The 26,475-nt window shown below is 68.7% G+C and carries 25 protein-coding genes, 2 tRNA genes, 1 other RNA gene and 1 riboswitch; of the genes, 19 read left to right on the top strand and 9 right to left on the bottom strand.

Features of this window, described 5'->3' with window-relative positions:
- The first annotated feature begins 6 nt into the window (after positions 1–6).
- The 10 genes from H8S61_RS11335 (at position 7) to H8S61_RS11290 (ending at position 8,812) form a co-directional block, all read left to right on the top strand.
- A complete protein-coding gene (locus tag H8S61_RS11335) occupies positions 7–855 on the top strand; it encodes a purine nucleoside phosphorylase YfiH/LACC1 family protein (RefSeq protein WP_186939249.1) in 849 nt (282 codons plus the stop codon).
- Positions 856–860: 5 nt separating this feature from the next.
- Positions 861–1,565, top strand: coding sequence for a YggS family pyridoxal phosphate-dependent enzyme (locus tag H8S61_RS11330; RefSeq protein WP_160942815.1), 705 nt, complete (start codon positions 861–863; stop codon positions 1,563–1,565).
- Positions 1,566–1,639: 74 nt separating this feature from the next.
- On the top strand, positions 1,640–2,584 hold the full coding sequence (locus tag H8S61_RS11325) for a cell division protein SepF (RefSeq protein WP_160942816.1): 945 nt from the start codon (positions 1,640–1,642) through the stop codon (positions 2,582–2,584).
- Between the two features lie 61 nt (positions 2,585–2,645).
- Positions 2,646–2,906, top strand: coding sequence for a YggT family protein (locus H8S61_RS11320; RefSeq protein WP_154333874.1), 261 nt, complete (start codon positions 2,646–2,648; stop codon positions 2,904–2,906).
- A 45-nt stretch (positions 2,907–2,951) separates the two neighbouring features.
- The gene (locus H8S61_RS11315; protein ID WP_160942817.1) at positions 2,952–3,758 is read left to right on the top strand and encodes a DivIVA domain-containing protein; all 807 of its coding nucleotides are present in this window, start codon (positions 2,952–2,954) and stop codon (positions 3,756–3,758) included.
- A gap of 278 nt (positions 3,759–4,036) precedes the next feature.
- Positions 4,037–4,807 (top strand): MerR family transcriptional regulator, encoded by a 771-nt coding sequence (locus tag H8S61_RS11310; protein ID WP_160942818.1) that lies wholly within the window; start codon positions 4,037–4,039, stop codon positions 4,805–4,807.
- Positions 4,808–4,959: 152 nt separating this feature from the next.
- On the top strand, positions 4,960–5,958 hold the full coding sequence (gene nirJ2 / locus H8S61_RS11305) for a putative heme d1 biosynthesis radical SAM protein NirJ2 (protein ID WP_186939071.1): 999 nt from the start codon (positions 4,960–4,962) through the stop codon (positions 5,956–5,958).
- Positions 5,959–5,994: 36 nt separating this feature from the next.
- Positions 5,995–7,002 (top strand): ABC transporter substrate-binding protein, encoded by a 1,008-nt coding sequence (locus tag H8S61_RS11300; protein ID WP_186939070.1) that lies wholly within the window; start codon positions 5,995–5,997, stop codon positions 7,000–7,002.
- A 15-nt stretch (positions 7,003–7,017) separates the two neighbouring features.
- Entirely contained in the window at positions 7,018–8,025 is a 1,008-nt protein-coding gene (locus H8S61_RS11295; protein ID WP_186939069.1) for a FecCD family ABC transporter permease, read from the top strand.
- Positions 8,018–8,812, top strand: a complete 795-nt coding sequence (locus tag H8S61_RS11290) for an ABC transporter ATP-binding protein (protein ID WP_222617687.1) — start codon at positions 8,018–8,020, stop codon at positions 8,810–8,812. Before H8S61_RS11295 ends, H8S61_RS11290 begins: the two co-directional genes overlap by 8 nt.
- A 119-nt stretch (positions 8,813–8,931) precedes the next feature.
- Here H8S61_RS11290 and H8S61_RS11285 read toward each other — a convergent pair whose 3' ends face one another.
- The 3 genes from H8S61_RS11285 to rnpB all read right to left on the bottom strand — a co-directional run bounded on the left by H8S61_RS11285 (position 8,932) and on the right by rnpB (position 10,927).
- Positions 8,932–9,618, bottom strand: a complete 687-nt coding sequence (locus H8S61_RS11285; RefSeq protein WP_255466589.1) for a DUF2461 domain-containing protein — start codon at positions 9,616–9,618, stop codon at positions 8,932–8,934.
- A complete protein-coding gene (locus H8S61_RS11280) occupies positions 9,611–10,483 on the bottom strand; it encodes an RNA polymerase sigma factor (RefSeq protein ID WP_186939068.1) in 873 nt (290 codons plus the stop codon). Before H8S61_RS11280 ends, H8S61_RS11285 begins: the two co-directional genes overlap by 8 nt.
- A gap of 98 nt (positions 10,484–10,581) precedes the next feature.
- An RNA gene (gene rnpB / locus H8S61_RS11275) (RNase P RNA component class A) lies at positions 10,582–10,927 on the bottom strand.
- A gap of 56 nt (positions 10,928–10,983) precedes the next feature.
- Here rnpB and H8S61_RS11270 point away from each other — a divergent pair.
- The 9 genes from H8S61_RS11270 to H8S61_RS11230 all read left to right on the top strand — a co-directional run bounded on the left by H8S61_RS11270 (position 10,984) and on the right by H8S61_RS11230 (position 20,624).
- Positions 10,984–11,478 (top strand): GNAT family N-acetyltransferase, encoded by a 495-nt coding sequence (locus tag H8S61_RS11270; RefSeq protein WP_186939067.1) that lies wholly within the window; start codon positions 10,984–10,986, stop codon positions 11,476–11,478.
- Positions 11,475–12,104: a thiamine diphosphokinase gene (locus tag H8S61_RS11265; protein WP_186939066.1), complete on the top strand. Its 630-nt coding sequence runs from the start codon at positions 11,475–11,477 to the stop codon at positions 12,102–12,104. Before H8S61_RS11270 ends, H8S61_RS11265 begins: the two co-directional genes overlap by 4 nt.
- Before the next feature lie 396 nt (positions 12,105–12,500).
- A riboswitch (TPP riboswitch) is annotated at positions 12,501–12,627 on the top strand.
- Positions 12,616–13,914 (top strand): phosphomethylpyrimidine synthase ThiC, encoded by a 1,299-nt coding sequence (gene thiC, locus H8S61_RS11260; protein WP_255466588.1) that lies wholly within the window; start codon positions 12,616–12,618, stop codon positions 13,912–13,914. Its footprint overlaps the riboswitch before it by 12 nt.
- Before the next feature lie 3 nt (positions 13,915–13,917).
- Positions 13,918–14,754: a hydroxyethylthiazole kinase gene (gene thiM, locus H8S61_RS11255; protein WP_186939064.1), complete on the top strand. Its 837-nt coding sequence runs from the start codon at positions 13,918–13,920 to the stop codon at positions 14,752–14,754.
- Between the two features lie 24 nt (positions 14,755–14,778).
- Entirely contained in the window at positions 14,779–15,429 is a 651-nt protein-coding gene (thiE, locus tag H8S61_RS11250; protein WP_186939063.1) for a thiamine phosphate synthase, read from the top strand.
- A gap of 31 nt (positions 15,430–15,460) precedes the next feature.
- Entirely contained in the window at positions 15,461–16,252 is a 792-nt protein-coding gene (gene thiD, locus H8S61_RS11245; protein WP_186939062.1) for a bifunctional hydroxymethylpyrimidine kinase/phosphomethylpyrimidine kinase, read from the top strand.
- A gap of 46 nt (positions 16,253–16,298) precedes the next feature.
- Positions 16,299–18,095 carry a sensor histidine kinase gene (locus H8S61_RS11240; protein ID WP_186939061.1) on the top strand — a complete coding sequence of 599 codons (1,797 nt, stop codon included), beginning with the start codon at positions 16,299–16,301 and terminating at the stop codon, positions 18,093–18,095.
- Positions 18,092–18,883, top strand: coding sequence for a response regulator (locus H8S61_RS11235; RefSeq protein ID WP_186939060.1), 792 nt, complete (start codon positions 18,092–18,094; stop codon positions 18,881–18,883). The genes H8S61_RS11240 and H8S61_RS11235 overlap by 4 nt, the downstream gene beginning before the upstream one ends.
- Positions 18,884–18,929: 46 nt before the next feature.
- Positions 18,930–20,624, top strand: coding sequence for a sensor domain-containing diguanylate cyclase (locus tag H8S61_RS11230; RefSeq protein WP_186939059.1), 1,695 nt, complete (start codon positions 18,930–18,932; stop codon positions 20,622–20,624).
- Between the two features lie 27 nt (positions 20,625–20,651).
- On the opposite strand, the gene H8S61_RS11225 is transcribed toward H8S61_RS11230, so the two are convergent.
- The 6 genes from H8S61_RS11225 to H8S61_RS11200 form a co-directional block, all read right to left on the bottom strand.
- Positions 20,652–22,295 (bottom strand): amidohydrolase, encoded by a 1,644-nt coding sequence (locus tag H8S61_RS11225; RefSeq protein WP_186939058.1) that lies wholly within the window; start codon positions 22,293–22,295, stop codon positions 20,652–20,654.
- A 28-nt stretch (positions 22,296–22,323) separates the two neighbouring features.
- Positions 22,324–23,376, bottom strand: a complete 1,053-nt coding sequence (locus H8S61_RS11220) for an MBL fold metallo-hydrolase (RefSeq protein ID WP_186939057.1) — start codon at positions 23,374–23,376, stop codon at positions 22,324–22,326.
- Positions 23,377–23,507: 131 nt separating this feature from the next.
- A tRNA-Glu gene (locus H8S61_RS11215) sits at positions 23,508–23,584 on the bottom strand.
- A 31-nt stretch (positions 23,585–23,615) separates the two neighbouring features.
- A tRNA-Gln gene (locus H8S61_RS11210) sits at positions 23,616–23,689 on the bottom strand.
- A 162-nt stretch (positions 23,690–23,851) separates the two neighbouring features.
- The gene (locus H8S61_RS11205) at positions 23,852–24,604 is read right to left on the bottom strand and encodes a CDGSH iron-sulfur domain-containing protein (RefSeq protein ID WP_186939056.1); all 753 of its coding nucleotides are present in this window, start codon (positions 24,602–24,604) and stop codon (positions 23,852–23,854) included.
- Between the two features lie 110 nt (positions 24,605–24,714).
- A complete protein-coding gene (locus H8S61_RS11200) occupies positions 24,715–26,112 on the bottom strand; it encodes a CCA tRNA nucleotidyltransferase (RefSeq protein ID WP_186939055.1) in 1,398 nt (465 codons plus the stop codon).
- Positions 26,113–26,475 lie beyond the last annotated feature (363 nt).

Raw genomic sequence — 26,475 nt, 5'->3', positions numbered from 1 at the left:
CGCTTGATGGTCGCGACCCGACAACTGCCCATCCCGAAGATGACCGCGCGCCGATTCGGCGCGCGTTGTCTTCCTGCGCTCACCGACGACGCCCTGTACGAGCGCACGGGCGTGCGCATCGCGTTCACCGGGCGCGAAGGCGGGGTGAGCGAGGGCCCGTACGCCGCGCTCAACCTGGGAAACCATGTGGGCGACGACGCCGAAGCCGTCGAGCGCAACCGCGCGCTCGTGCTGGAGGCGCTCGACGCGGCCGACGTGCCGCTCGTGGTGCCGAGCCAGGTGCACGGCGACGAGGTGGTGGAGCTCGACGACGCGTCGCCGGAGGCGCTGGCCGCCGCGCGCGATGCGGCGCGCGCCGGGGCGGACGCTCTCGTCGCGCACGTGGCGAACGTGGCGGCGCTGCTGTGCTTCGCCGACTGCGTGCCCGTGATCGTCGTGTCGCCCACGGGCCGCTTCGCGGTGGCGCACGCCGGATGGCGCGGCGTGGTGAACGGCGTGGCCGCGAAGGCCGTCCGCGCGCTCGCGCGCGCCGACGCCGCCGAGCTGGGGCCGGATGCCGCAGGCGGCTGCAACGTGTACGTGGGCCCGCATATCCACGCATCCTGCTTCGAGACGGGCGCCGACGTGCGCAAGCGCTTCGAGGACCGCTTCGGGTCCTCCTGCATCCCCGACGAGCGCCATGTCGACCTGCTCGAGGCGCTGACGATCGGCCTCGAGGAGGCCGGCGTCGACCGCGCGCGCGTGGCCGACGCGGGGGCGTGCACGGTGTGTTCGAGCGACGAGTACTTCTCGTACCGCGCCTCGGGCGGCACGTGCGGCCGCCATGGCGCGGTGGCGTTTCGGAAGGTGAGGTGATCGACATGGGATTCAAGGAGCGCTACGAGCGCACGATCGCCGAGGCGGCCGCCTGCTGCGAGGCGTGCGGGCGCGATCCGCGCGACGTGGTCGTGGTGGCGGTGTCGAAGACGGTGGGACCCGACGAGGTGGCCGAGGCCATCGACGCCGGCGCGCACGACTTCGGCGAGAACCGCCCGGACTCCCTCGAGGAGAAGCGTGCGCGTTTCCCTCAGCAGACCTGGCATTTCATCGGCAACATCCAATCGCGCCGCATCCCCGACATCGTGCGCGACGCGACGCTCGTGCATTCGCTGCACCAGCAGCGCCACGTGCCGAAGTTCGACGCCGCGGCCGCGGCTGCAGGCAAGGTCCAGGACGTGCTGCTCGAGGTGAACGTGTCGGGCGAAGAGAGCAAGAGCGGCCTTGCGCCGAGCGAGGTCGCCGACATGCTGGCGTACTGCGCGGGCTTTCCGCACGTGCGCGTGCGTGGCCTCATGACGATGGCGCCGCAGGGCGACGCGCAGCGCGCCCGCGCGTGCTTCGCGGACCTGGCCCGTTTGCGGGACGACCTGCGGCGCGGCCTCGACGCCGACCGAGCCGCGGTATTCGATGAGCTTTCTATGGGTATGAGCGAAGACTGGCATGAGGCGATAGCCGAGGGCGCTACCATAGTGCGCATCGGGCGAGCCCTGTTCGACGACGCTTTCGAGGGCATCGCGCGCGCGTGAGAGCGCGGCGCGGCCATGACGCTGAACGCAGCGGCGGCTGGACCGCCGGATAAGAAACGAAGCAGGTGAACGGTATGGAGCTGCCAAAGATCAAGAAATCGGAGCACGGAATGCTCGAGGGAATCAAATCGAAACTCGGTTTCGCCGACGCCAACCAGCAGTACGACGACGGCTACTACGACGAGGGATTCGACGACTACAACGAGGAGTACGGCGAGTACGGCCCCGACTACAACGAGGACGATTTCCCCGCCGACGACGCGCCCGGCTCGCGCTACGAGCCCTACGCACCCGTGACGTCGCGCCCCGCACGCGCCTCGCACGGGCGCTCTTCGGCGCGCGGCTCGTCCGTGACGCCGCCGAAGCTCGTGTCCATCGACGACGTGCGCGCGCACACCCAGGTGCCCGAGAGCCTCAACCGCGATCCGCTGCCGCCGCGCCGCGTGACCGCGGCTTCGAGCGGCTCCTACCGCGGCGACCGCACCATGGTGGACGCGGCGCAGCCCGCGCCGGCGAACACGCCCATCGCGCGCGCGACCGCCGCGGCGAACCGCGAGCGCTCGGAGAGCCTGAACTCGCTGTTCACCTCCACGTCTGACGACACGCTGGGCTCGATGCCCCCCATCTCGGGCGGCTCCGTGCAAACGACCACCACCGCCTCCGGCGCCACCGTGGCCACCGCCACGGCCACGACCACCGCGTTCGACCCGTTCGACGCCTACGCGGGCACGGGCGCCGCGAAGCACAACCCCTCCCGCTCGGTCACCGTGCTCAAGCCGGCCAGCTACAGCGAGGTGGAGCGCATCGCGAAGGCGCTCAAGGCGGGCGACGTCGTGGTGCTCGCGCTGCGCAACACGCCCGACAACCTGTCGAAGCGCATCCTCGACTTCTCGTTCGGCGTGTCGAGCGCCCTCGACGCCAGCGTGGACTGCGTGGCCGACAAGGTGTTCGCCATCTCGCGCGGAGCGGCGCTCACCGACGCCGAGCGCATGAGCCTGCGCGGGCAGGGCGTGCTGTGATTCCTCATTCGATTGTCGCCGGCGCGGCCGCGGCCGTCCGACGTTCTAAGGAGCAAAACGCATGTTGAGCATCAAATACCTTATCGTGTCGCTTGCCGACGCGTACAGTATGGTGCTGTTCGTCTACGTGCTCATGTCGTGGTTTCCCACGGATCGGGGCATCTTGGCGGACATCAACCGGGTACTGGGCAAAGTGTGCGACCCGTACCTCAACCTATTCAGGAAGCTGATACCCCCGCTTGGAGGTATGGTGGACGTTACGCCCATCATTGCGCTGCTTGTATTACAATTAGGAGTACGTTTACTGATAAACTTGTTTTAATGCGTAGAATCATGTTCGCACGCGAACAAGACGAAGGGACTACAGATGGCTATCACCTCGGCTGAGATACACAACCAGAGCTTCTCGATCGACCGGAAGGGCTACGACGTCGACGAAGTCGACGTGTTCCTCGAGCATGTCGCCGACGAGATCGACGGCATGAACGCCCAGATCTCCCAGCTCGAGAACCAGCTGGACGACCGCAAGTTCGACGGCTTCGATACGCCGGCTCGCGTCGAGGCTCCCGCCGTCGTGGTGGACGACGCCGCGCTGGCCGAGAAGGACGAGCGCATCGCCGACCTCGAGCGCCAGCTCGAGGCGAAGAAGGCCGACGACAACGCCATCGCCCAGGCCCTCATCATCGCGCAGCGCTCTGCCGACGAGATCATCGCGAACGCGAACGCCCAGGCCGCGGCCACCATCAAGGACGCCGAGGACGAGGGCACGCGCATTGTCGACAAGGCCGAGGCCGAGCGCCAGAAGGTGCTCGACGCCATCAAGAAGCTCGAGGACGACCGCGAGGACGTGCGCGAGGACTACAAGGACCTGCTCACCGACTTCATCGGCGACGCCACGCGCAAGCTGGCCGAGATCGGCGGCTCGGTATCCGCCCCCGCGCCGGTCAGCGCCCATGCGCGCACGATCGACGTGGTGGAGGCCAGCGCCACGGGCCGCGTGACGGCTCCGGCCCAGGCTCCCATCAACCGCGACGGCGCCGGCGCGTACTCCGTGCCCCAGGCGACGGGCGCCGTGGTGGCCGCCCCGGCCACGCCGATGCCCTCGGGCGTCGAGAAGGACCTGTCCGGCTTCGGCGATGCCGACGATGCCTTCGAGTTCGAGGAAATCGACTAACGCAGCCGCAGGCTCGAGCGTCGCGTGCTCGGCAACGACGAACGCGCCCCCTCCCGGGGGGCGCGTTTTTTTGCGCGCATGAGGGGGTGCCGGCGCGCGCGATCGCCCTCCCGCGCGTAGAGATTTCCCCGATTTTTGTCGCTATCTTCTGTAGACCGTTGACGGTGACGTAGCGTCATCGCGTATGCTCGGTTGCAGTTCGAGCGCGCGGGGGCGCGCGGCAAGACGAGAGACGAGCGTGCGGCGGCCGTGTTCGCGGAGGTCGCAGAGGAGCATCCATGACCGATCGGAACTACCTGACTATCGGCGAGTTGGCGCGGCGCGTCGGCGTGACGGTGCGCACCATCCAGTACTACGACCAGCAGGGCCTGCTGTCGCCGTCGGCGAAGGGCCCGCAGAACCAGCGTCTGTACACCGACGACAACGTGAAAGACCTGTATCGCATTCTGACCTTGAAGTACCTCGGGCTGTCGCTGGCCCAGATCAAATCCGATGCAGCTCTTTACCGGGAGTCGGCCGCGTTGCAGGAGCTGGCCGGCGAGCAGATGGACGCCATCGAGGAGCAGTTCCAATCGCTGTTCAAGCGCATGACCACGCTGCGCTCCCTGCACGACGAATCGCTTGCCGAGTCGTCCGTGAACTGGGAAGCCATGGCAGACACCATCGAGCGCTGCCAGGGCGAGAGCCAGTTCTTCTGGCGCCTCACCTGCATCCGCGACGACGCGCCGGCCGCCGAGGAGGCCGTCGAGGAGCAGGTGGCGCGCGGCGAGTCCGTGTCGAAGTGGCACGAGCTGATCGCCGATACCATCCGCCTCATGCCCGCCGGCGAGCCCGTGGACAGCGAGCGCAACCGCGAGCTGGCCAAACGCTACCTCGACCTGGACATGGAGCAGGACACGGCGCGCACCGAGCAGAACTTCATCCTCATGGAGAACATCGCCCCGCACGCGGGCGGCGACGGATCGTTCGACGAGCTGCGCCAAGCGGTGTTCGACCACCTGGAGGCCATCGTCGCCTCGTACCGTTCCCACCCCGATCCGGCCGACTAAGCCGCGATCTCGGCGCCGTGCGGGCGCCGCAAACCTCATCTCTCCTCCCTCCCTTTGCGGCTCCCGCACGGCACGTCATACCCTCGTTCGGCTTCAGCAACCACGGCAGCGCCGCCGACCAAGGCCTGCCGCACCGAAGAAAGGATACGCCCATGCTCGTGTCGTGGATGACGACGAACAAGTGCAACCTCAAATGCGTTCACTGCTACCAGGACGCCGAGGAGGCCACCGACCGGGAGCTCTCGACCGACGAGGGCAAGAAGATGATCGACGAGATCGCCTGCGCCGGCTTCAAGGTGATGATCTTCTCGGGGGGCGAGCCGCTCATGCGCCCCGATATCTACGAGCTCGTGGCGCATGCCGCGCGCGCCGGGCTGCGTCCCGTGTTCGGCTCGAACGGCACGCTCATCACGCCCGAGGTCGCGCTGCGGCTGAAGGAGGCCGGGGCCTGCGCCATGGGCATCTCGGTGGACAGCCTCGACGCGGCCAAGCACGACCGCTTCCGCGGGCTCGAGCGCGCCTACGATCTCACGATGGCGGGCATCGAGGCCTGCAAGCAGGCCGGCCTGCCGTTCCAGCTGCACACCACCGTGGTGGATTGGAACCGCGACGAGGTGTGCGCCATCACCGACTTCGCCGTCGAGATCGGCGCGATGGCCCACTACGTGTTCTTCCTCATCCCCGTGGGCCGCGGCAAGTTCATCCAGGAGACGTCGCTCGAGGTGCTGGAGAACGAGAAGCTGCTGAACGACATCATGCGCAAGGCCGCCGAGGTGCCGATCGACGTGAAGCCCACGTGCGCGCCCCAGTTCACGCGCGTGGCGAAGCAGCTCGGCGTGGACACGCGCTTCGAGCGCGGCTGCCTGGCGGGCCTCACGTACTGCGTCATCGGCAGCGAGGGTATCGTGCGCCCCTGCGCCTACATGACCGAGGAGGCGGGTGACGTGCGCGCACAGCCCTTCGACGAGATCTGGAAGACGAGCCCCGTGTTCGAGAAGCTGCGCACCCAGGCGTATTCCGGTTCGTGCGGCACGTGCGACTACGCGCAAGGCTGCGGCGGCTGCCGCGCCCGCGCCGCCTACTACCACGAAGGCGACATCCTCGCCCAGGACGACTACTGCGCGCACGGCAACGCCTTGGTACGCGCGTAAGCGCCGTCTGACCACCGCTATCGAAAGGACGCTCCCATGACCATCATCTCCCAACGCATCGTGCCCACCGCCGTCGCCGCTTCCCTCGCTGCGACGATGATCCTCGCCGGCTGCTCGACCTCCCAGCCCGAAACGGGCGGCGCTGCGAGCGCCTCGCAGGCGGAGGCCGGGCAGGCTCCGCAGGCCGGCGCGGTCACGTTCACCGACGACACGGGCGCCGAGGTGACCGTGGAGAACCCGCAGCGCGTGGTAGCGTGCATGGGCAGCTTCGCCAGCATGTGGGAGCTTGCGGGCGGCACGCTCGTGGGCGCCTCTGACGACGCGTTCACGCTGTCCGGCTACGACCTCGTATCCCCGAACGTGCAGAAGGTGGGCGACTTCGCCAGCCCGAACCTCGAGTCCATCATCGCGCTCGAACCCGACTTCGTCATCATGACGAGCGGGTCGGGCGGCCGCGGCGGCGACTCGAACCAAGCCGACCTCAAGGCGGCGCTCGCCGCGTCGGACATCCCGGTGGCGTGCTTCCAGGTGACGACGTTCGAGGACTACGAGCGCATGCTGCGCACCTGCTGCGACATCACGGGCCGCGACGACCTGTACGAGCAGAACGCGCAGGCCACGGCGGACAGCATCGGCGCGATCACGGCCCAGGTGCCCGCGGGCGAGGCGCCGACGGCCCTCGTGCTGACCACGTACTCGGGCGGCACCCGCGTGCAGGCGTCCTCCACGATGACGGGCGCCATGCTGGCCGACCTCGGCGTGAAGAACCTGGCCGACGAGAACCCCAGCCTGCTCAAGGACTTCAGCCTGGAATCGATCATCGAGATGAACCCCGACTTCATCTTCGTGGTGCCCATGGGCAACGACGACGCGGCGGCCATGAAGGCGCTCGAAGACCAGACGGCGGCGAACCCCGCCTGGGCGACCCTCGATGCGGTGCAGAACGGGCGCTACGTCGCGCTCGACCCGCACCTGTTCCAGTACAAGCCGAACGAGCGCTGGGACGAGAGCTACCAGGTGCTGTTCGACGCCCTGTACGCGTAGGCGGAAGGCCGTCCGGTGACCTCGTTCAACCGTGAGAAAGCCGCGCCGCTCGCCATCGTCGTCTCCGCCGCCGTCCTCGTGGGCGTGACGGCGGCGGCGTTCCTCGTGGGCTCGTCGTCGGTGAGCCTGGGCGATCTCGTCGCCTGGGCGACCGGCGGCGACGTGAGCGCGTCGGCGAAGAGCATCCTCGTGAACGTGCGCCTGCCGCGCGTGCTGGCGGCGCTGCTGGCGGGAGGGGCGCTGGCCGTGGCGGGCGCCATCATCCAGGCCGTTCTAGACAACCCGCTGGCCAGCCCCAACATCATCGGCATCAACTCGGGCGCCGGGCTGTTCGTGCTGATCGCGGCCAGCGTGTTCCCCAGCGCGCTGTGGCTGCCGCCGCTCGCGGCGTTCCTCGGGGCGCTCGTCACGGCGCTCATCATCTTCGGCATCTCGCTGGGCGCCAGCACGTCGAGGCTCACCGTGGTGCTGGCCGGCATCGCCATCACGTCGGTGTTCGGCGCGGGTATGAACACCATCCTCATCGTGAACCCCGACGCCTACGTCGGCTCGTCGGCGTTCCTCGTGGGAGGCCTGGCCGGCGTGCTCATGGACGACCTGCTGTGGCCGGCGGCCTACATCGTGGCAGGCCTGGCCGCAGCGCTGCTCTGCGCGGGCAAGCTCAACATCATGGCGCTCGGCGACGACACGGCGCACGCGCTCGGCATGAACGTGGGCGCGTGCCGCCTCGCCATGCTCGGCCTTGCCGCCGTGCTGGCGGGCGCCGCCGTGAGCTTCGCGGGGCTGCTCGGGTTCGTGGGGCTCATCATCCCGCACCTCGTGCGGTTCTTCGTCGGGCACGACAACCGCTTGGTGATGCCGCTGTCGGCCGTGGCGGGCGCGGCGTTCGTCGTCGTGTGCGATCTGCTGTCGCGCGTGCTGTTCGCGCCGTACGAGGTGCCGGTGGGCATCCTCATGGCGTTCCTCGGCGGCCCCTTCTTCATCTACCTCATCATGAAGAACAGGAGGGGTTCCCTTGACTAGCGCCGACGCAGGGCGCGCCGCGGCCATCGAGGTGCGCGACGTGTCGTTCTCGTACGGCAAGGAGCCGTTCATCGAAGGGCTGAGCGCCGCGTTCCCCCACGGCGCGGTGACGAGCGTCGTGGGGCCGAACGGCTGCGGGAAGTCCACGATGATCAAGCTCGTCGACGGGCTCTTGCGCCCGCAGGCGGGGGAGGTGCGCATCGGCGGCGTGGCCACCCTCTCGCTGAAAGCCAAGGAGCGCGCGCGGCGCGTGGCCGTGCTGGCCCAGGCCAGCCGCCCGCCGGCGATGACGGTGGAGGCGCTCGTGGCGTGCGGGCGCTACCCGTACCAGGCGCGCCAGGGGAGGCTCTCGCGCGAGGATCGCGAGCAGGTGGAGCGCGCGCTCGAGCTGGCCGGCATCGCGCGGTTCCGCGGCTGCGAGCTGCGCCGGCTGTCGGGCGGCGAGCGCCAGCGCGCGTTCATCGCCATGACGCTGGCGCAGGACACCGACCTCATCGTGCTCGACGAGCCCACCACCTACCTCGATATCCGCGCCTGCCACGAGACGATGGAGCTCGTGCGCCGCCTGAACAAGGAGGCGGAGAAGACCATCGTCATGGTCATCCACGACCTCGACCTGGCGCTGCGCTACTCCGACCGCCTGCTCGTCATGGAGCGCGGTCGCGCCACCGCGGCCGGGACGGTGGCGGACGTGCTCGGGACCGGCGCCATCGAGCGCGCCTTCGGCGTGAGCATCCGCCCGCACGCCGCTCCCGAGGGCACGGCGTACACGCTGTTCCCCGCGTGAGCGCAGGGCCTCCCGTTGCGTCTTCTTGGGCGAGCCCCGGCATCCTTCGACTCCGGCGGCTTCGCCGCCTGCGCTTAGGATGACCGGGACCTCGCTTGCATGCGGCGCGGTGGGGCGTCCTACCGCGCCGGCATCTCGAAGCCGGCCAGCGCCTCGTTCACGTAGCCGTTGAACGCCCGCATGGCCTCGAAGCTTTTCCGCAGGGCGCGCCGGCAGGCCTCGTCGTCGGCTGCCGTGGCATCGTCGAGGTGCTGCTCGATCGACCAGCACTTGCACTTCAGGTACGCCGCGGCGGGGCTTTCCGGGTCGTAGCCCTTCGGCACGTTCTTGAGCGGCATGCCGAGGAACTGGAAGCGCTCGGCGAACGCGGGCGCTTCCACGAGGGCGAGAAACGCCTGCGGATCGGCCGCGATCCGGTCGCGCACCAGGCGCGTGGCGTCCTTGAAGTGCGGCGCGAACAGCCCGCCGCCGGCGAACGACCCGCCCGGCGCGAGGTGGAGGTAGTACCCCACGGGGACGGGCGCGCGCCCGGCAGGGGAGATGTGCGCGCGAAACGAGGGGTTGTACGGCGACTTGTCGTCGCTGAACCGCGTGTCGCGGTTGATGCGGAACACGAGGCTCTTGGGGTCGAGGGCCGCCAGCCCCGGCTCCGTTTCGGCGAGGTCGTCGATGCAGCCCTGCACGAGTGCCAGGAAGGCCGCCTGGGCCTGCTTCTTCCGCTTCTCGTTGGCGTGCATCCAGTCGAGGGAGTTGTTTTCGCGCAGGTCGGCCAAGAACTCCAGCATGCACGCGTTCGCGCTAGACATGGGCGGCCCCCTCGCCCGCGTTCGTCACCGCGGCGAAGCTCGCCGTGCCCATGCAGGCCTCCAGCAGCTGCTTCGCGCGCGGGGTGGGGCGGTAGGCCGGCAGCTGGTCGAACAGGCTGGCGTAGCCGTCCAGCTCGTCCATCGCGTCGACGAAGGCGTCCTGCGCGCGCTCCTCCTCGGTGAGCTCGAGGTATTCCAGGTTGCTCGGCGCCAGCCGGTGCGTCGCGATGGCGAAGTCCACGCGGCGCGCGCACGAGCACGTCTCGGACCCGCCGTGCTGGCAGTACGCGCCCAGGAACTCGGCCACGGTCTTGCGGGCGCGCGACAGGCGCTGGCGGTACGCCTCGGGCGTGATGCCCAGCACGTCGGCCGCCGTGCGGCTGTCCACCTTGAACATGGTGCCCAGCACGTAGGCGCAGCGGCTGTCGGCGTCGAGGCACTGCAGCATCACGTTCGTGCACGACAGCTTCAACTCGCGGGCCAGCATGCCGCGATCCACGCCCTCGGACAGGTCGGGCACGTCGTGCGCGCGCTCGTCGACGATGTCGGCCCCGTACATCTCGAAGCTGAAGGGAGCGTGCGCGAACTGGTGCGTGCGGCAGTCCTTGAGGTGGTTCACGGCGATGCGGTACACCCAGGTGGAAAACGCGCTTTCCTTGCGGAACGTCGAGAGGCGGGTCATGATCTTGACCGCGATCTCCTGGGTGGCGTCCTCGGCGTCGTGCACGGTGCCCAAGAACCTCAGCGCGAGGTTGAACACGAGGCCGCTCGTGGAGGCAAGCAGCTCTTCGAGCGCCTGGCTATCGCCGGCGATAGCCTTGTCCACCAGGTCGAACGTGGGTTGGTCGGGAGTTCCAGATTGCATGTATCCGCCTTTCGTCGGGGAAGGAGCGCCTGCGCGTTCCTCGTACACCTTGTTAGACGGCCGTATGCCGGAAGTGTGACGGAAGACGTGGGAAAAACAAGGCGAGCGGGCCGGTAAGCCGGGTTCTGTCGTTGGACGACCATTTATCTCGAACGCCTGTCGCCAGACGCCTCAAGCACGCAACCCGAACGTACGGCGGGCAACCGTGTCGCGTTCCTATTTGCGCTTGCTCCAGATGGGGTTTTCCAAGCCGCGCCGTTGCCGACGCGCTGGTGCGCTCTTACCGCACCGTTTCAGCTTTTCTCCCGCCGCCGAAGCGCCGGGGGAGTCTTCTTTTCTGTGGCACTGTCCGTCGGGTCGCCCCGCCCAGCCGTTAGCTGGCATCTTGCCCTGTGGAGCCCGGACTTTCCTCACACCGAAGTGCGCGATCGTCTGGCCCGCTCGCGTATGGTATTCTAGCAAACCGAACACCTTGCAGGCACGAGAAAGCGCAGGATCGCATGGATACCATCATCACCTTCCGCATGGCCTCGCGCGACGACGCGCCGGACATCCTGCGGCTCACGCGCGGGCTCGCCGCGTTCATGGGCCGCGAAGCCGACGTGACCGCCACGGCCGAGGACCTCGCGCGCACCATGTTCGACGAGGGGGCGGGCGAGGCGCTGCTGGCGGTGCACGCCGACGACGGGGTGGTGGGGTGCGCGGTCTTCTTCACCACGTTCTCCACGTGGAACGGGCTGCGCAACCTCTACCTCGAGGACCTGTTCGTCGACGAGGCGCACCGCGCGGGCGGCGTCGGACGCGCGCTCGTGCGCCGTCTGGCCGCGCTCGCCGAGGAGCGGGGCTGCGGGAAGCTGTCGTGGCATTGCCGCGACACGAACCCGTCGGGCCTCGCGTTCTACGAGCGCCTCGGCGCCGCGCGCATCGACGCGCTTATCGTTCACCGGCTTGAAGGCGAGGCCCTTGCGGCCTGCGCGAAGGAGGTTCGTTCATGACGACGTGCGCGCTCGTGGGAGCGGTCGATTTCAATGCGGAGGATTTCCAGGCCCGTCAGGCGGCCGGGGAGTTCGACTTCGTCATCGCGGTGGACGCGGGCTTCGCCCATCTCGAGGCCATCGGCGCGGTGCCCGACATGGCCGTGGGCGACTTCGACTCGCTCGGCTACGTGCCGAAGTGCCGCCGCGTGTCGCGTCACCCCGTCAAGAAGGACAAGAGCGACATGGAGCTGGCCATCGAGAAGGCGCTGGCCTGGGATCACGACGAGCTGATCGTCTACGGCGCGCTGGGAGGGCGGCTCGACCACACGTTGGCGAACCTGCAGCTGTTCGCGAAGTTCTCGGAGCGCGACGCGTACGTGACGGCCATCGCCGACACCTACGCCGTGCGCCTGCTCACCGGCCCCGACGTGTTCGAGCTGCCGCCGCTTGCCGAGGGCACCGTGTCGGTGTTCTCGGCCAACGACACGGCGCGCGGCGTCATCGAGCGCGGCCTGGCGTACTCGATCGACGACGAGCCGCTGTCGAACCGCACCTCGCGCGGCCTGTCGAACGAGCTGACCGGCGAGGAGGCGACGGTAGCCGTCGAGGAGGGCACGCTGTACGTGTTCTACCCGCTGGCGTAACGCGCGGTCGCTGCGGGTGCGTCTGCAAGGCGCCGGCAGCAGGATGCCGGGCTGTGTTCCCGAGTTATGCACCCCTCTGGCACGGAAGGGCCCCGAAAAACGTCCGGTTCCCGAGTTATGCACCTTTTCGCGAACGTCTTCGGCGAAAGGGTGAGATGTTGCACGCTTCCCACCTGCTCTTTTGGAAACATGCGCGGAGGAGGCCATGCCCGAAGCCTCCCAAAAGCCTGCCGTGAGGGTGCATAACTCGGGAACTCGGCCGCGGACTCCCCCGACCGCGCTCCACGCGCCCGCTCCTCGGCCCGCTCCACGCGCCCCTCCATCGCGCACGCCCTCGCGGCCCCTCGCCGATTGCGCTCCGCATCCGCGCGCGCGTCGGGTATACTGCCCTCGTACCTTTTCATACCGGGGAGCTTGCAGCCGCATCGCGGCCGGGCAGGCTGAGAGGAAGCGCCGAATCACGCTTCGACCCGAGGAACCTGACATGGGTAATGCCAACGAAGGGAGTTCTATGACGCAGATCGATGCGGCGCGCGCGGGCACGGTCACCCGCGAAATGGCCATCGTGGCCGAGAAGGAAGGCCGCGACCCTGAGTTCGTCCGCGAGGGCGTGGCGGCGGGACGCATCGCCATCCCCGCGAACGTCCACCATGCGAGCCTGTCGCCCGAGGGCGTGGGCGGCGGCCTGCGCACGAAGGTGAACGTGAACCTGGGCATCTCGGGCGACGTCGCCGACGAGGCCGAGGAGTGGAAGAAGGTGGACGTGGCGCTGGAGCTGGGCGCCGAGGCCATCATGGATCTGTCGAACACCGGCAAGACGCACGCGTTCCGCAGCGCGCTCATCGAGAAGTCGCCGGCGATGATCGGCACCGTGCCCCTGTACGATGCGATCGGCTACCTGGAGAAGCCGCTCGTAACCATCACGGTGGAGGACTTCCTCGACGTGGTGCGCGCGCACGCCGAGGACGGCGTGGACTTCGTCACCATCCACGCCGGCATGAACCGGCGCACCATCGAGTCGTTTCGCGAGACGGGCCGCCTCACGAACATCGTGAGCCGCGGCGGGTCGCTCATCTTTGCGTGGATGGAGGCCACCGGCAACGAGAACCCCTTCTACGAGTTCTACGACGAGGTGCTGGCCATCCTGCACGAGCACGACGTGACCATCAGCCTGGGCGACGCCATGCGGCCCGGCTCCACCTACGACGCGTCGGACGCGGGGCAGATCGCCGAGCTCATCGAGATCGGCAAGCTCACGAAGCGCGCATGGGATGCGGGCGTGCAGGTGATGGTGGAAGGGCCGGGGCACATGGCCCTCGACGAGATCGCCGCCAACATGAAGCTGGAGAAGCGCCTGTGCCACGACGCCCCCTTCTACGTGCTGGGGCCGCTCGTCACCGACATCGCGCCGGGCTACGACCACATCACGGCCGCCATCGGCGGCGCGGTGGCTGCGGCTTCGGGTGCCGACTTCCTGTGCTACGTCACGCCGGCCGAGCACCTGCGCCTGCCCGACGCCGCCGACGTGCGCGAGGGCCTCGTGGCCACGAAGATCGCCGCGCACGCGGCCGACATCGCGCGCGGGCTGCCCGGCGCGCGCGACCGCGACAACCGCATGAGCGACGCGCGCCGCCGCGTGGACTGGGAGGGCATGTTCGCCGAGGCGCTCGACCCCGTCAAGGCGCGCCGCTACTTCGAGAGCGCCCCGCCCTCGACCGACGGCACCTGCACCATGTGCGGCGAGATGTGCGCCATGCGCACGGTGAACAACATCATGGACGGCCTGACGGTCGACCTCGGGAAGGAGTAACCTATGGAACCGTTCGCTTTGCAGCGCGCGCTCGACAACGTGCGCGCGACGGCGCCGCTCGTGCACAACATCACGAACTACGTGACGGTGAACGACTGCGCGAACGCGCTGTTGGCCATCGGCGCGAGCCCTATCATGAGCGACGAGCCCGCCGACGTGGAGGACATCGCGTCCATCTGCGGCGGCCTCACGCTCAACATCGGCACGCTGAACGAGCGCTCCATCCAGGGCATGTTCGCGGCCGGCGAGCGCGCGAGCGAGCTGGGCCACCCCATCGTGCTCGACCCGGTGGGCGCGGGCGCATCGGTCTTGCGCACGCGCACGGCGGGCGACCTGCTGGACAAGCTGGCCGTGTCCGTCATCCGCGGCAACATGTCGGAGGTGAAGGCGCTCGCCGGCGGGTCGGCGGCCACGCGCGGCGTGGACGTGTGCCCCGACGATGCGGTGTGCGAGGACAACCTGGCGGCCGGCGCGGCATTCGCACGCGCCTTCGCGGCGAAGACGGGCGCGGTGGTGGCCATCACGGGCGCCATCGACATCGTGGCCGACGCCGAGCGCGCCTACGCCGTCCGCAACGGCAGCCCCCTCATGGGCCGCATCACGGGCGCCGGCTGCATGCTGTCGTGCGTGTGCACGGCGTTCGCGGTGGCGAACCCGGGCGCGACGCTCGACGCCATGGCCGCCGCCGTCGCCGGCATGGGGCTGGCGGGCCAGGTCGCCCAGAACCGCATGAGCGGCTACGACGGCAACGGGTCGTTCCGCACTTACCTGCTCGACGCGCTGTACAACCTCGACGGCGCCGCGCTCGAAGCGGGCGCGAAGGTGGAGCAGCTGGCGTAGCCGGCGGAAGCGAAGGGAGAGCCGATGTACCCACGGGAGAACCTGCGCCGCGCGATGGCGCTGTACGCGGTCACCGACCGCACGTGGCTGGGGGAGCGCACGCTGTCCGCCTGCGTCGAGGAGGCGCTGGCGGGCGGTGCGACGTTCCTGCAGCTGCGCGAGAAGGACGCGCCCCAGGCCGAGGTGGTGCTGCGGGCCCGCGCGCTGGCCCCGCTCGCCCGCGCGGCGGGCGTGCCGTTCGTCGTGAACGACGACGTGGAGGCCGCGGCGCGAGCGGGCGCCGACGGCGTGCATGTGGGCCAGGACGACGCCGCGTGCGCCGACGCACGCGCGAAGCTCGGGCCGGACGCCATCGTGGGCGTGTCGGTGCAGACCGTGGAGCGGGCGCTGGCCGCCCAGGCCGCCGGGGCCGACTACCTGGGCGTGGGGGCCGTGTTCGGCACGCCGACGAAGCCGGACGCCGCCGACGTGGGAACGGACGGCTTGCGCGCCATCTGCGCGGCGGTCGACGTTCCCGTGGTGGCCATCGGCGGCCTGAACGAGCAGACTGTCCCCGCGCTCGCGGGCACGGGCGCCGACGGGGCGGCCGTGGTGTCGGCCATCTTCGCGGCCGACGATATCGAAGCCCGAACGCGCCGGTTGCGTGCGGCGGTGCAGGCGGCGCTCGGCGCGTAGCCGCGCCGCCGCCCGAGGAAAGGACAACGACATGGAAGCAGTGCTCAGCATCGCCGGATCGGATTCCAGCGGCGGCGCGGGAATCCAGGCCGACATCAAGACCATCGCCGCGCATCGCCTGTTCGCCGAAACGGCCCTCACGGCCCTCACGGCTCAGAACACCCTCGGCGTGACCGGCGTGCTCGACGTCGACCCTGCGTTCGTGACGGCTCAGATCGATGCCGTGTTCGAGGACATCCGCCCCGCCGCCGTGAAGGTGGGCATGGTGTCGTCGGCCGCCATCATCGAGGCCATCGCCGACGCGCTCGAGCGCCACGGGGCGACCAACATCGTGGTCGACCCCGTCATGGTGGCCACGAGCGGCGCGCGCCTCATCAGCGAGGACGCCGTCGAGGCCCTGAAGGCGCGCCTGCTGCCGCTCGCGGACGTGGTCACACCGAACATGCCCGAGGCGGAGGTGCTGTGCGGGTTCGCCGTGAACGACGACGCGTCCATGGAGCGCGCCGCCGACGAGCTGGCCGAGCGGGTGCGGGGCGCCGCGCTCGTGAAGGGCGGCCACGGCGTCGAGCGCGCCGACGACGTACTGGTGTCCGACGCGGACGCCCCGGCCTTCTGGCTGCGCGCCCCGCGCATCGACACCGAGAACACCCACGGCACGGGCTGCACGCTCTCGTCCGCCATCGCCTGCGGGCTCGCGCAGGGCCTGCCGATGGAGGCGGCGGTGCGCGCCGCGAAGGACTACGTCCACGGCGCCCTCGCCTCGGGCCTCGACCTGGGACGGGGCAACGGCCCCCTGGACCATATGTGGGAGCGCTGCGACTGAGCGTCGTTCGCCGGTGCAAGCGGGAGGGCAGGGGGTGGCATGCCGCATGGGACGCGATAAGGCTGTTCGCGCATACGGGGGAAGGGTGGCGGCGGGCGTGCTCGTCGCCTGCTTCGCGCTGGTCGCGGCCGTGGTGCTCGCGCAGGTTCTCCCGTTCGGCAACGCGCAGGAGACGCAGGTCGAGCCGGTCCGGTTCTCGATCGTGTCGGGCGACGAGGGTGCCTTGGACGCGAACCCGAACACGGTGGGCTCCATCGCGGTCGAGGGGCGTTTCGACTCCCCGTTGCGTGCCGGCGACCAGCTGTTCTTCTTCGTGGAGAACCTCGAGGTCCGGTTTCTTCTCAACGGATCCGAGGTCTACGCGTTCGGCGCGCCCGAAGACCACCCCGCGACGTTCTTCTCGTCGGGGTCGGGTTGGGGCCGCTTCGTCGTGCCGCGCGACGTGTCGGGCGACGACGTGTGGACCGTCGAGCTGTCGAATGCGTATTCGAACAACTACCTGCAGGCCTACCGGGACTTCTTCGACACCGTGGTGGTGGGCGACAGCGGCGCCCTGGCCCGATCGGTGTTCTTCGAGCACTGGCTCCCCATCGTGGCGAGCCTGTTCATGCTCTTCGCCAGCATGCTGCTGCTGGCGGCGTCCCTCATGCTGACGATGCGCGGCATCGGGGTTCATGCGTCGGTGTTCTTTCTGGCGGGCTTCACCGTCAGCGTCGGCGTCATGTTCCTGCTGACCCCTCGGTTCAGCACGCTGCTCGTCGGCAACAGCGTGCTGGTCATGTTCCTGGAGATCGTCACGGCGATCGCCTCGCTCGTGTTCGCCGTGCTCTACCTCGGCTCCTTCATGGAGGGCAGGCCGCGACGCGTGAACGATGCGCTGCTGGCAGTCGTGGCCCTGTTCTCGCTCGCCTACGCGATCGCCCAGGCGGCGGGGCTCACGGACGCCTACGCGTTCCGAACGCCGCTGATGGTCCTCGTGGGCGCCTCGTCGGTGGTCGCGGCCCTGAACGTGGGGTACGCGATACGGACGTCGCACGGGGGCCCGATGGGCTTTCTCGTGGTGCCCGGCCTGCTCTTCCTCGGGTTTCTGGGCGCGGAGATAGCGAATTACCAGTTCGAGTTCTTCGAGGAGAAGGCCCTGCTGCTCTGCGGGCTCGCGCTGATACTGGTTTCCCAGTTCGTCCACGCCATCCGCTACATCGAGGCCGCGCTCCTGCAGGCGCGCCGGGTGATCGAGCTCGAGCAGGAGCTCACCCAGGGCAGGATATCCCTCATGCTGTCCCAGATCCAGCCGCACTTCCTCTTCAACTCGCTCGCCGTCATCAAGAGCCTGTGCCAGACGGATGCGAAACGGGCGGAGCGCGCGGTTGATTGCTTCTCCGAGTTCTTGCGCGGCGATCTGAACTCGTTGACGAACGCGGGGACCATCCCGTTCGAGCAGGAGCTTTCGCACGTGCGCAGCTACGTCGAGCTCGAGCGCATGCGATTCGGCGACAGGCTCCGCATCGTGTGGGATACGCCCGTCGTCGATTTCCGCGTGCCGCCGCTCACCGTCCAGCCTATCGTGGAGAACGCGGTTCGCCACGGCGTGATGGGGCGGCGGGAGGGCGGAACCGTGCGCATCGGCACGCGGGAGGAGGGCGCGGCGTATGTGATCACGGTGGAGGACGACGGGCTCGGGTTCGATCCCGACGCGGTGCCCCATGATGGACGTGCGCATGTGGGCATCGGCAACGTTCGCCTGCGGCTTGAAGGCCAGTGCGGCGGACGCGTGGCGGTGACGAGCGTCGTCGGCGGCGGGACGGCGGTGGCGATGACGATTCCGAAACGGGGCGATGGATGAAATGCTTTGCGGTCGATGACGAGCCGATCGTGCTCGCGCTGCTCGAAAGGACCATTCGGGAAGCGGCGCCCGGCTGCGAGGTGCGCTCGTTCGGAAGCGCTCGCGACGCGCTCGACGCCGCTGCGGCCGGCGAGCGTCCCGACGTGGCGTTCCTCGACATCGCGATGTTCGACATGACGGGGCTCGAGCTGGCGAAGGCGCTGCGAGAGCACGCTCCCGACACGAAGGTCGTGTTCGTGACGGGCTACTCCGACTACGCTCTGGAAGCCTTCAACGTGCACGCGCGGGGCTACGTCCTCAAGCCGGTGACCGTGGAGAAGGTGCGGGTCGAGCTGGAGGGCATCGGGGAGCGGGGCTTGCCGTGCGATCCGGTGCTGCGCGTGCAGACGTTCGGCCATTTCGACGTGTTCGCGAACGGGGAGCCGGTGCGCTTCTCGCACGCGAAAACCAAGGAGCTGTTCGCGTTCCTCGTGGACCGTCGGGGCTCGTCGGTGAACACGGGCGAGCTTTGCGCGACGCTGTGGGAGGATCGTCCGGACGGCCCGTCGGTGCGCAGCTACGCGCGCACGGTGGTCTCCGACCTGGCCCGCGCGCTGCGCGACGCGGGCGCCGAAGACGTGCTGGTCAAGCGGCGCAACAGCTTCTCGATCGACTGCGCGCTCGTCGACTGCGACCTGTACCGGTTCCTCGAGGGGGAGCGTGCGGCCGTGCGCTCCTACCGGGGCCAGTACATGGCCCAGTACAGCTGGGCGGAGCTGACCTTGGGGGAGCTGGAGCGGCTTTCGTAGGTTTGCGGTTCCTTTGCGCTCGCTCCGCTACGATGTGCCTTCCCGATTGCGGGAGGACGCATCGTGCGGAAGGAAGCTTACGAAATCAATTCAGACGAAGTTCATCGCGCTCATACTGGGCTGCACGCTCCTGTGCGCCGCGGTGATCGGCGGTGCCGGCATCCTCAACGCGAACGGCGTGGTGGATGCCGATTCCTCCCGCATCATGAACCTGATGTGCGAGGAGAAGGCCGAGAGCATCGACGCGATCCTCTCGCGCATCGAGCAATCGGTCGAAACGCTGGCCCTGTACGCGACGGACGAGCTGGACGACGTCTCGCGCTTGCGGACCGATCCCGCATACGTGGAGGACCTCACCGCGCGCATCCAGGCGGTGGCCGTAAACGCCGGGCGCAGCACCGACGGTTCCCTGGCGGTGTACGTGCGCTTCAACCCGAATCTCGCAGGGCCGACGGCGGGCCTGTTCTGGAGCAGGGCGACCCAGGACGGGAGCTTCCAGCCGCAGGCGCCCACCGACCTGTCTCGGTACGGCTCCGACGATCTCGAGCACGTCGGCTGGTACTACCTGCCGGTGCAGAGCGGCAAGCCGATCTGGCTCGCCCCGTACTTCAACAAGAACCTCGGCGTCGAGATGCTGTCGTACGTCATCCCCCTCTACGCGGACGGCGAGACGGTGGGCGTCGTGGGGATGGACGTGGATTTCAGCGTCATCGAGGACATGGTGACGAGCACCCACGTGTACGAGAGCGGCTACGCGTTCCTCACCGACGGTGAGGCGAACGTCATCTTCCATCGGGAGCTCCAGGAGGGCACGCCCATGGGCGATCTGGAGGAAAGCCTCGTTCCGGTTGCCGAGGAGCTGCAGCGTGGCGGGAACGGGTCGTACCTGTTCCCCTATACCTGGCGCGGCGTCGAGAAGCGCATGGCGCTGTGCAGCCTGAGCAACGGGATGAGGCTCGCCATCACGGCTCCGACGGCGGAGATCGATGCGGCCAAGAACAACCTGATCGCGCAAATCGTCTTCTTCACGACGGCGAACGCGGCGCTCTCGGTCGTCCTCGCCGTGGCGCTGTCGCGCAGGATCGTCAGGCCGTTGAAGGAGCTCAACGTGGCCGCCCGGCAGGTGGCGGAGGGCGATTTGTCCGTCGAGCTGTCCAGCAGGACGAACGACGAGGTGGGCACGCTGGCGCTGAGCTTCCAGCAGACGGTGAACCATCTGCGCACCTACATCGACTACATCAACGGGCTCGCCTACCGCGACGGCCTCACCGGGGTGAAGAACAAGACCGCCTACCAGGATGCCGTGAAGCGCCTCGAGGAGGCCATCAAGGCCGGGAAGCCGGAATTCGGGGTCATCGTGTTCGACATCAACGGGTTGAAGCAGGTGAACGACACGTTCGGGCACGATTTCGGCGATATGCTGATCATCGACGCCTGCAGGGTCATCTGCAAGGTGTTCAAGCGAAGCCCCGTGTACCGCATCGGGGGAGACGAGTTCACGGTGATCCTCGAGCATGCGGACTTGGAGCATTGCATCGATCTCCTCGAGGGATTCGAGCGCGAGCTGGAGGAGAGCAACCGGTACGCCCATCCCGAGCGCAGGGTTTCGATCGCGCGGGGCATCGCCGTGTACGAAGAGCAGGTGGACCTCGCCTTCGTCGGCGTGTTCAAGCGCGCCGACGAGGCGATGTACCGCAACAAGGCCGCGATGAAGCGGCGCGAGGACGGGGGAGGCGCCTGATGCGCGCCGCATCGGGCGGTTGCGCGCCTAGCGCTCGAACACGCACGTCCCGCCCATGAACGTGGCCAGCACCTTCGTCTTCTGGATGTCGTCGGCGTCGCATGCCAGCAGGTTGCGGTCGAGCACGGCGAGGTCGGCCAGCTTGCCCACCTCGAGCGTGCCCAGCTCGCGCCGGCGGCCCGCCGCCGCGGCGCTGCCCTGCGTGTAGGCGCGCAGGGCCTCCGCCATACGCACGCGCTCGTCGGGCAGCCACCCGCCCGCGGGCTCGTGGGTGCCGGGATCCCGGCGGCTCACGGCGCTGTACAGCACGTCCATCGAGTTCACGTCCACCACGGGCGAGTCCGTTCCGAACGCGAGCACCGTGGAGCGGTCGAGCAGCGTGCGGAACGGCCACATGAAGCGGACGCGCTCGGGGCCGAGGTCGCGCTCGGGGCCGCCCGGGTCGAGCGTCATGTGCGGCGGCTGCACGGCGGCCACCACCTGCAGCTCGGCGAGGCGGTCGAGGTCTTCGGGCAGGAAGTTCTCGAGGTGTTCGAGGCAGTTGCGGCGCCCCTCGGGCAGCGGCCCGAACTTCGCGCGCGCCTCCTCGAAGATGTCGAGCGCGGCGTGGATGGCCGCGTCGCCGATGGTGTGGATGCGCACGGGATAGCCTTGCTCGGCGGCGGCCAGCACGTAGGAGCGCATGACGGCGGCGTCCACCGTGGGGCGGCCGCAGTCGCCTTCGACGCGCGCGTTCGCGTAGGGCTCGGTCACCCAGGCCGTGTGCTGGCTCGACACGCCGTCGAAGAACTGCTTGAAGCCGGGCGCTTGCAGGTACGGCCCCGTGTACCGCGCGCGCATCGTCTCGAAGCGGCACATGTCGTCGAGCAGCGTGGGGAAGAGGTGCACGCGCGCGGTCAGCTCGCCGCGCTCGAGCAGGGCGGCATGCACGTCGTCGCGGATGAAGTCGAGCCCCGGATGCGCCATGAGCGACATGTCGCACACGCTCGTCACGCCGTTCTCGGCCAGGCGGGCGAAGAACCCGCGGTACGCGGATGCCACCTCGTCGTCGGTGAACGATCCCATGATCTGCGGCATCAGCTCCATGGCGGCCGCTTCGCGCACGATGCCGGTCAGCTCGCCCGCTTCGTCGCGGTCGTACGATCCGCCCGCGGGCGGGACGCTGTCGCGCGTGAGTCCCAGCTCGGCCAGCGCCGCGGAGTTGAGCCACAGCGTGTGGGCGTCGCCCGAGTACAGCGCCACGGGGCGGGTGGGGAAGGCCTCGTCGAGCGAGTGCTTCGAGGGCAGCACGGGCGGGTCCCAGCGGTACTCGCGCCATCCCTGCGCCAGCAGCCAGCCGCTCGGGCGCCGCTCGGCGAACGCCTGCATGCGCGCGACGCAGTCGGCCTCGTTCTCGCCGAGGAACATGGTGGCCAGCGGCGAGGCGTACACGGCCGAGTGGAAGAAGTGCAGGTGGGAATCGTGGAAGCCGGGAACCACGAGCGCGTCGCCGAAGTCGCGCACCTCAGGCGCGGGGCCGCCGGCGTTCGTCTCCCGCGCGAAGGCGCGCACGTCCTCGCGCGGCCCGACGGCTGCGATGCGGTCGTCGGCGATGGCGACGGCGGCGGGACGGGCCGTGCCGTCGGTGCCGGTGAACACGTTCCGGCTTTCGATGATCAGGTCGATGCGCATGATGCTCCCTTCCGATGCGGATGCAGGCTTACGGCAGTTCGAAGCGGTACTCGTCGCCGCAGATGGTTTGCTTGATCTTGCCCTCGCACACGAGGTGCACGAGGTGGGCCATCGTCTCGCCCATCGAGAAGAACTTCTGGTCGAGCGGCCATTCGTTCCAGTTCTCGTAGCGCCACTTCGCGTGCGACGATATGGACACGATGTCGTCGTGCCCGGCGGCCACGAGGTCGTAGAGCTCCTGCAGGCGCTCGCCGTGATGCGCGATGAGGAACATGACGCGGTCGCGCAGCTCGGTGTAGGGGGTCCCGTGCGCGGGGAGCACGAGGTCGACGTCGTAGGAGTACATCTTCCCGAGGCTTTCCAGGAACTCCTCCAGGGCGTTGTAGGCGGGGAACCACGACGACACCGACGGCGTGATGCGCTCCAGCACGTGGTCGCCGATGATCATGAGCTTGCGGTCGGGCTCGTACAGGCAGATGTGCCACGGGTCGTGCCCCGGCGTCTCGATCACCTCGAACGTGAAGTCCCCGGCGCGCAGCACGTCGCCTTCGTGCAGGTAGATGAGGTCGGGCTTGCACGTCAGCGGGAGCAGCTCGGCGGACACGTGCAGCCGGTGCTTGCCCTTGCGGAACACGAGCCCGCTTTGCTGGGGCGTCGCCGCCTTCCGCAGCAGCGGGCCGAACACGTTCGCCTGCATCTCCATGAGGTTCTCCACTTCCTTGAACGAGTGGAGGTTCGCGTACACGCGCATGCCGTCGCGGTAGATGCGGTCGAGGTTGCCCGTGTGGTCGGGGTGCGAGTGCGTCAGCACGATCTCGACGCTGTCCCAGGTGCGCCCGAGGGCTTCGAGCGCCTTGTCGAGGGCCTCCTCGCACGCGGGGTGGTTGAAGCCCACGTCGATGATCGTGGTCGTCTCGTCGCCCAGGACGATGTAGGAGTTGAGCGCCTGCAGCGGGTTGTGGGGAAGCGGCACGCGCACGCGGTACAGGCCGGGGCAGATGAGGAGCGGCTCGCCGAACGGCAGCTCGACGGATGCGGCGGCTGTCGGGATGCGGGATGTGCGGTCTTGTTCGTTCTCCATGGGGTTCCTTTTCTCTTCGTTCGCCGCCATTGTACGACAGCGTGCTGGGCGAAGGGGAGAAAGGCGTTGGCGGAGAGGGAGGAAACACAAAGAAAAAGGCCAGCGGATACATCCGCTGGCCTGTCATTTCTTGGTAGCTCCGACCGGATTCGAACCGGCGACCTCCGCCTTGAGAGGGCGGCGTCCTAAACCGCTAGACGACGGAGCCACATAGTGCGCTGTGCAGTATACCGCAAAAATGGCTGGGGTGGAAGGAGTCGAACCCTCACATACGGTACCAGAAACCGCTGTCCTGCCATTAGACGACACCCCATCGGCTAACCGATGTGCTCCTGCTGCTTTCGCAACAGTCGCAAGCGCGAGTTGGTATATTACGGGGTACGCGCCGCTTCGTCAAGCCTTATCGCCAAATTTTTCTGGAAAAGTTGACGGATTCGATGGGAGGGCGGCGGATCGTCGTGCTGGTTTCCGTAGTTTACCAGGTGCTATCGTCATCCAAACCGTCTTCGAAGCCCACGGTTACGTGCATGGCGTCGCAGAAAGGCTTGTTGCGCGACGCGCCGCAGCGGCAGAGCGCATAGCGGTTGCGCAGCTCGTACTCGACGCCGTCGACGCCGACGAGCGGGATGCCGCCGCGCACGTACAACGGCCCGCTCACGCCTTCCTCCGGGTCTTCGAGCAGGGCGATGGAGGGCTCGAACTCCGGCTCGTATATCGCGCCGGTCTCCGAGTCGACGTGCACGAGCCTTCCGGCGGGGCAGTCGGTGGATTCCTTGACGGCCTCTTGCTTCAGGCGCTCGTCGCCCGACAGCTCGGTGAGCGTCCATACGTCGCCGTCCTCGCGATGGCAGAACCGGGCGAACGCGCAGCGGTTGTCGTCGTACAGCGTCACGCCGGGGCCGGGGAAGATGTCGGCGCGCTCCTCGAACGACGCGCGCGAGGCGGTTTCCGTGCCGTGGAAGTTCGCGGCCACGTGCGAGCCGTCGCAGAACGGCGGCGTGCTCGTCTGCCCGCAGCGGCACAGCGCGTACGTTTCCTGCAGCGGGAAGGTGAGCGCCGTGCGGTACTCGCGATGGCCGCCGACGGGCGTGATGACCTCCTGGGTCAGGGGGATGCCGCCGTGCACGAGATACGGCCCGTTGTGGGAGATCGTGATGCTCATGCGCTCGTCGGGGGATTCGACGGCGGCTTCCGGCTGCGCCTGGGCGGTTGCGGAGGGTGGGGTCATGAGGTGCCTCGCTTTCCTGAGGTGGTCGTAGTGCGCGCATCTCAGTATAGGAAGCGAGCCCGCGCTGCGCTGCGCGGGCGGGAAGCCGTCACCGTGCGGTGGCGCGGCCGTCACCCAGCGGCGCGGTCGAGATGCTCGTCGCGCCATCCTTCGACGAAGGCGCGCAGCGCGTCGGGCTCGTTCTCGATGCGCTCGTCGATGACAGCATCGAGCGTTTCTGCCAGCACCTGTCCGACGAGGGGGCCTTGCGGCACGCCGAGCGCGATGACGTCGCGCCCGTCGAGCGCCAGCTTCCCGAGCGAGAACGCCTCGTCGGCCGCCAGCACGTCGGCCAGGATGCGTTCGAGCTCGTCGGCGTCGGCCACGCGGCCGATGCACTGCGGCGCCTGCCCGCGCGCATCCCCGCGCTTGAGGTCGCACAGCGCGGCGAACAGGTCGGTGTCGCCTCCGAGGCGCGTGCACGCGCGCTTCACGGCCTTCGGCGTGAGGTCGATCACGTCGTCGTGGCGTTCGACCAGCACGAGCACGCGCGTCATGAAGGCCGACGACAGCGCGAGGCGCTCCATGACGCCGCGCGCCAGCATGACGCTGATGGCGGCGTGCCCGTAGAAGTGCCCCGTGCCGTCCTCGTCGGTGAAGAACGCCGCCGGCTTGCCCATGTCGTGGAACAGCGCGGCCCAGCGGGCGAGCGGGTAGGGCGGGACACCGTCCACCACGTGCGCCGTGTGCTCGAGCACGTCGTATATATGGTACGGCGTGCGCTGCTCGAGTCCCTTCATGGCCACGAGCTCGGGCAGCACGGCCGCCAGCACGTCGACGGTGGCGACGAGCGCGCTTCCCGCGTGCGCCCCCAGCAGCAGACGCTGCAGCTCGTGGGTGATGCGCTCGGTGGAGATGCGGGGGAGCAGCCCCTTGTTCGCCAGCATGCCTTCGAAGGTGGCTGGGTCGATGGCGAACCCCAGCTCCGCGGCGAACCGGCAGGCGCGCAGCATGCGCAGGGCGTCTTCCGAGAAGCGGCGCTCGGGGTCGCCCACGGCGCGGATTACGCGCGCTTCGAGGTCGGCGTGGCCGCCGTAGGGGTCGAACAGGCCGCGCGCGGGGTGGTAGGCCAGGGCGTTCATGGTGAAGTCGCGCCGTGCGAGATCCTCGGCGATGGTGCGCACGAAGGACACCTGCTTCGGGTGGCGCGCGTCGGCGTAGGCGCCGTCGCTGCGAAACGTCGTGATCTCGAGTGCCTGCTCGTCCACGATCACCGTGAGCGTGCCGTGCGCCGTCCCCGTCTCGTGCGTGCGATGGCCCCGCGCCTCGAACACCCGCTGCACGTCCTGCCATGGCGCCAGCGTGGCGATGTCGATGTCGGCCGAAGGGCGGTCGAGCAGCGCGTCGCGCACGTAGCCGCCCACCACCCACGATTCGAAGCCGGCCGCCTCGAGCGCGTCGAGGGCCTCGAGGGCGTACGGCGGCAGGGGGATGGTGACGGTCGGGTCGAGGTCGGGCTCGTTCGGCATGGCGCATGCTCCTTTCGTTCGCTCCCTATACTAATATATGCACGCGTTCGCCGCCCCCGCGAAAACAGGACGGTCACGACATCGTCGGCTCAGCGGCACCTGCCGCCTTTCTGCGGCGTGAAACGCCCGCGGAAAAAATTCTCGAGAAACTGGAAAATAGTTCTTGACGGCGGGGTGACGGGCGCGTAATATATCTCCTTGCGCTTCGGGTGGAACCGAAAGCGACGGGGCCCCGGGAGGGGCGCCGCAGAACCTTGAAAACCGGATACTGAGTAGCGAAAGAAGAACAAGCCAAGCAAACGATTCTTGCGAACGGAAACCCGGCCCGAGCGCGCATCCCCGAGACGGGGGGCGGGCGAGGGC

The organism is Eggerthella hominis, assembly GCF_014287365.1.
Lineage (GTDB): Bacteria > Actinomycetota > Coriobacteriia > Coriobacteriales > Eggerthellaceae > Eggerthella > Eggerthella guodeyinii.
This window is presented reverse-complemented; position numbering and strand designations above follow the sequence as displayed.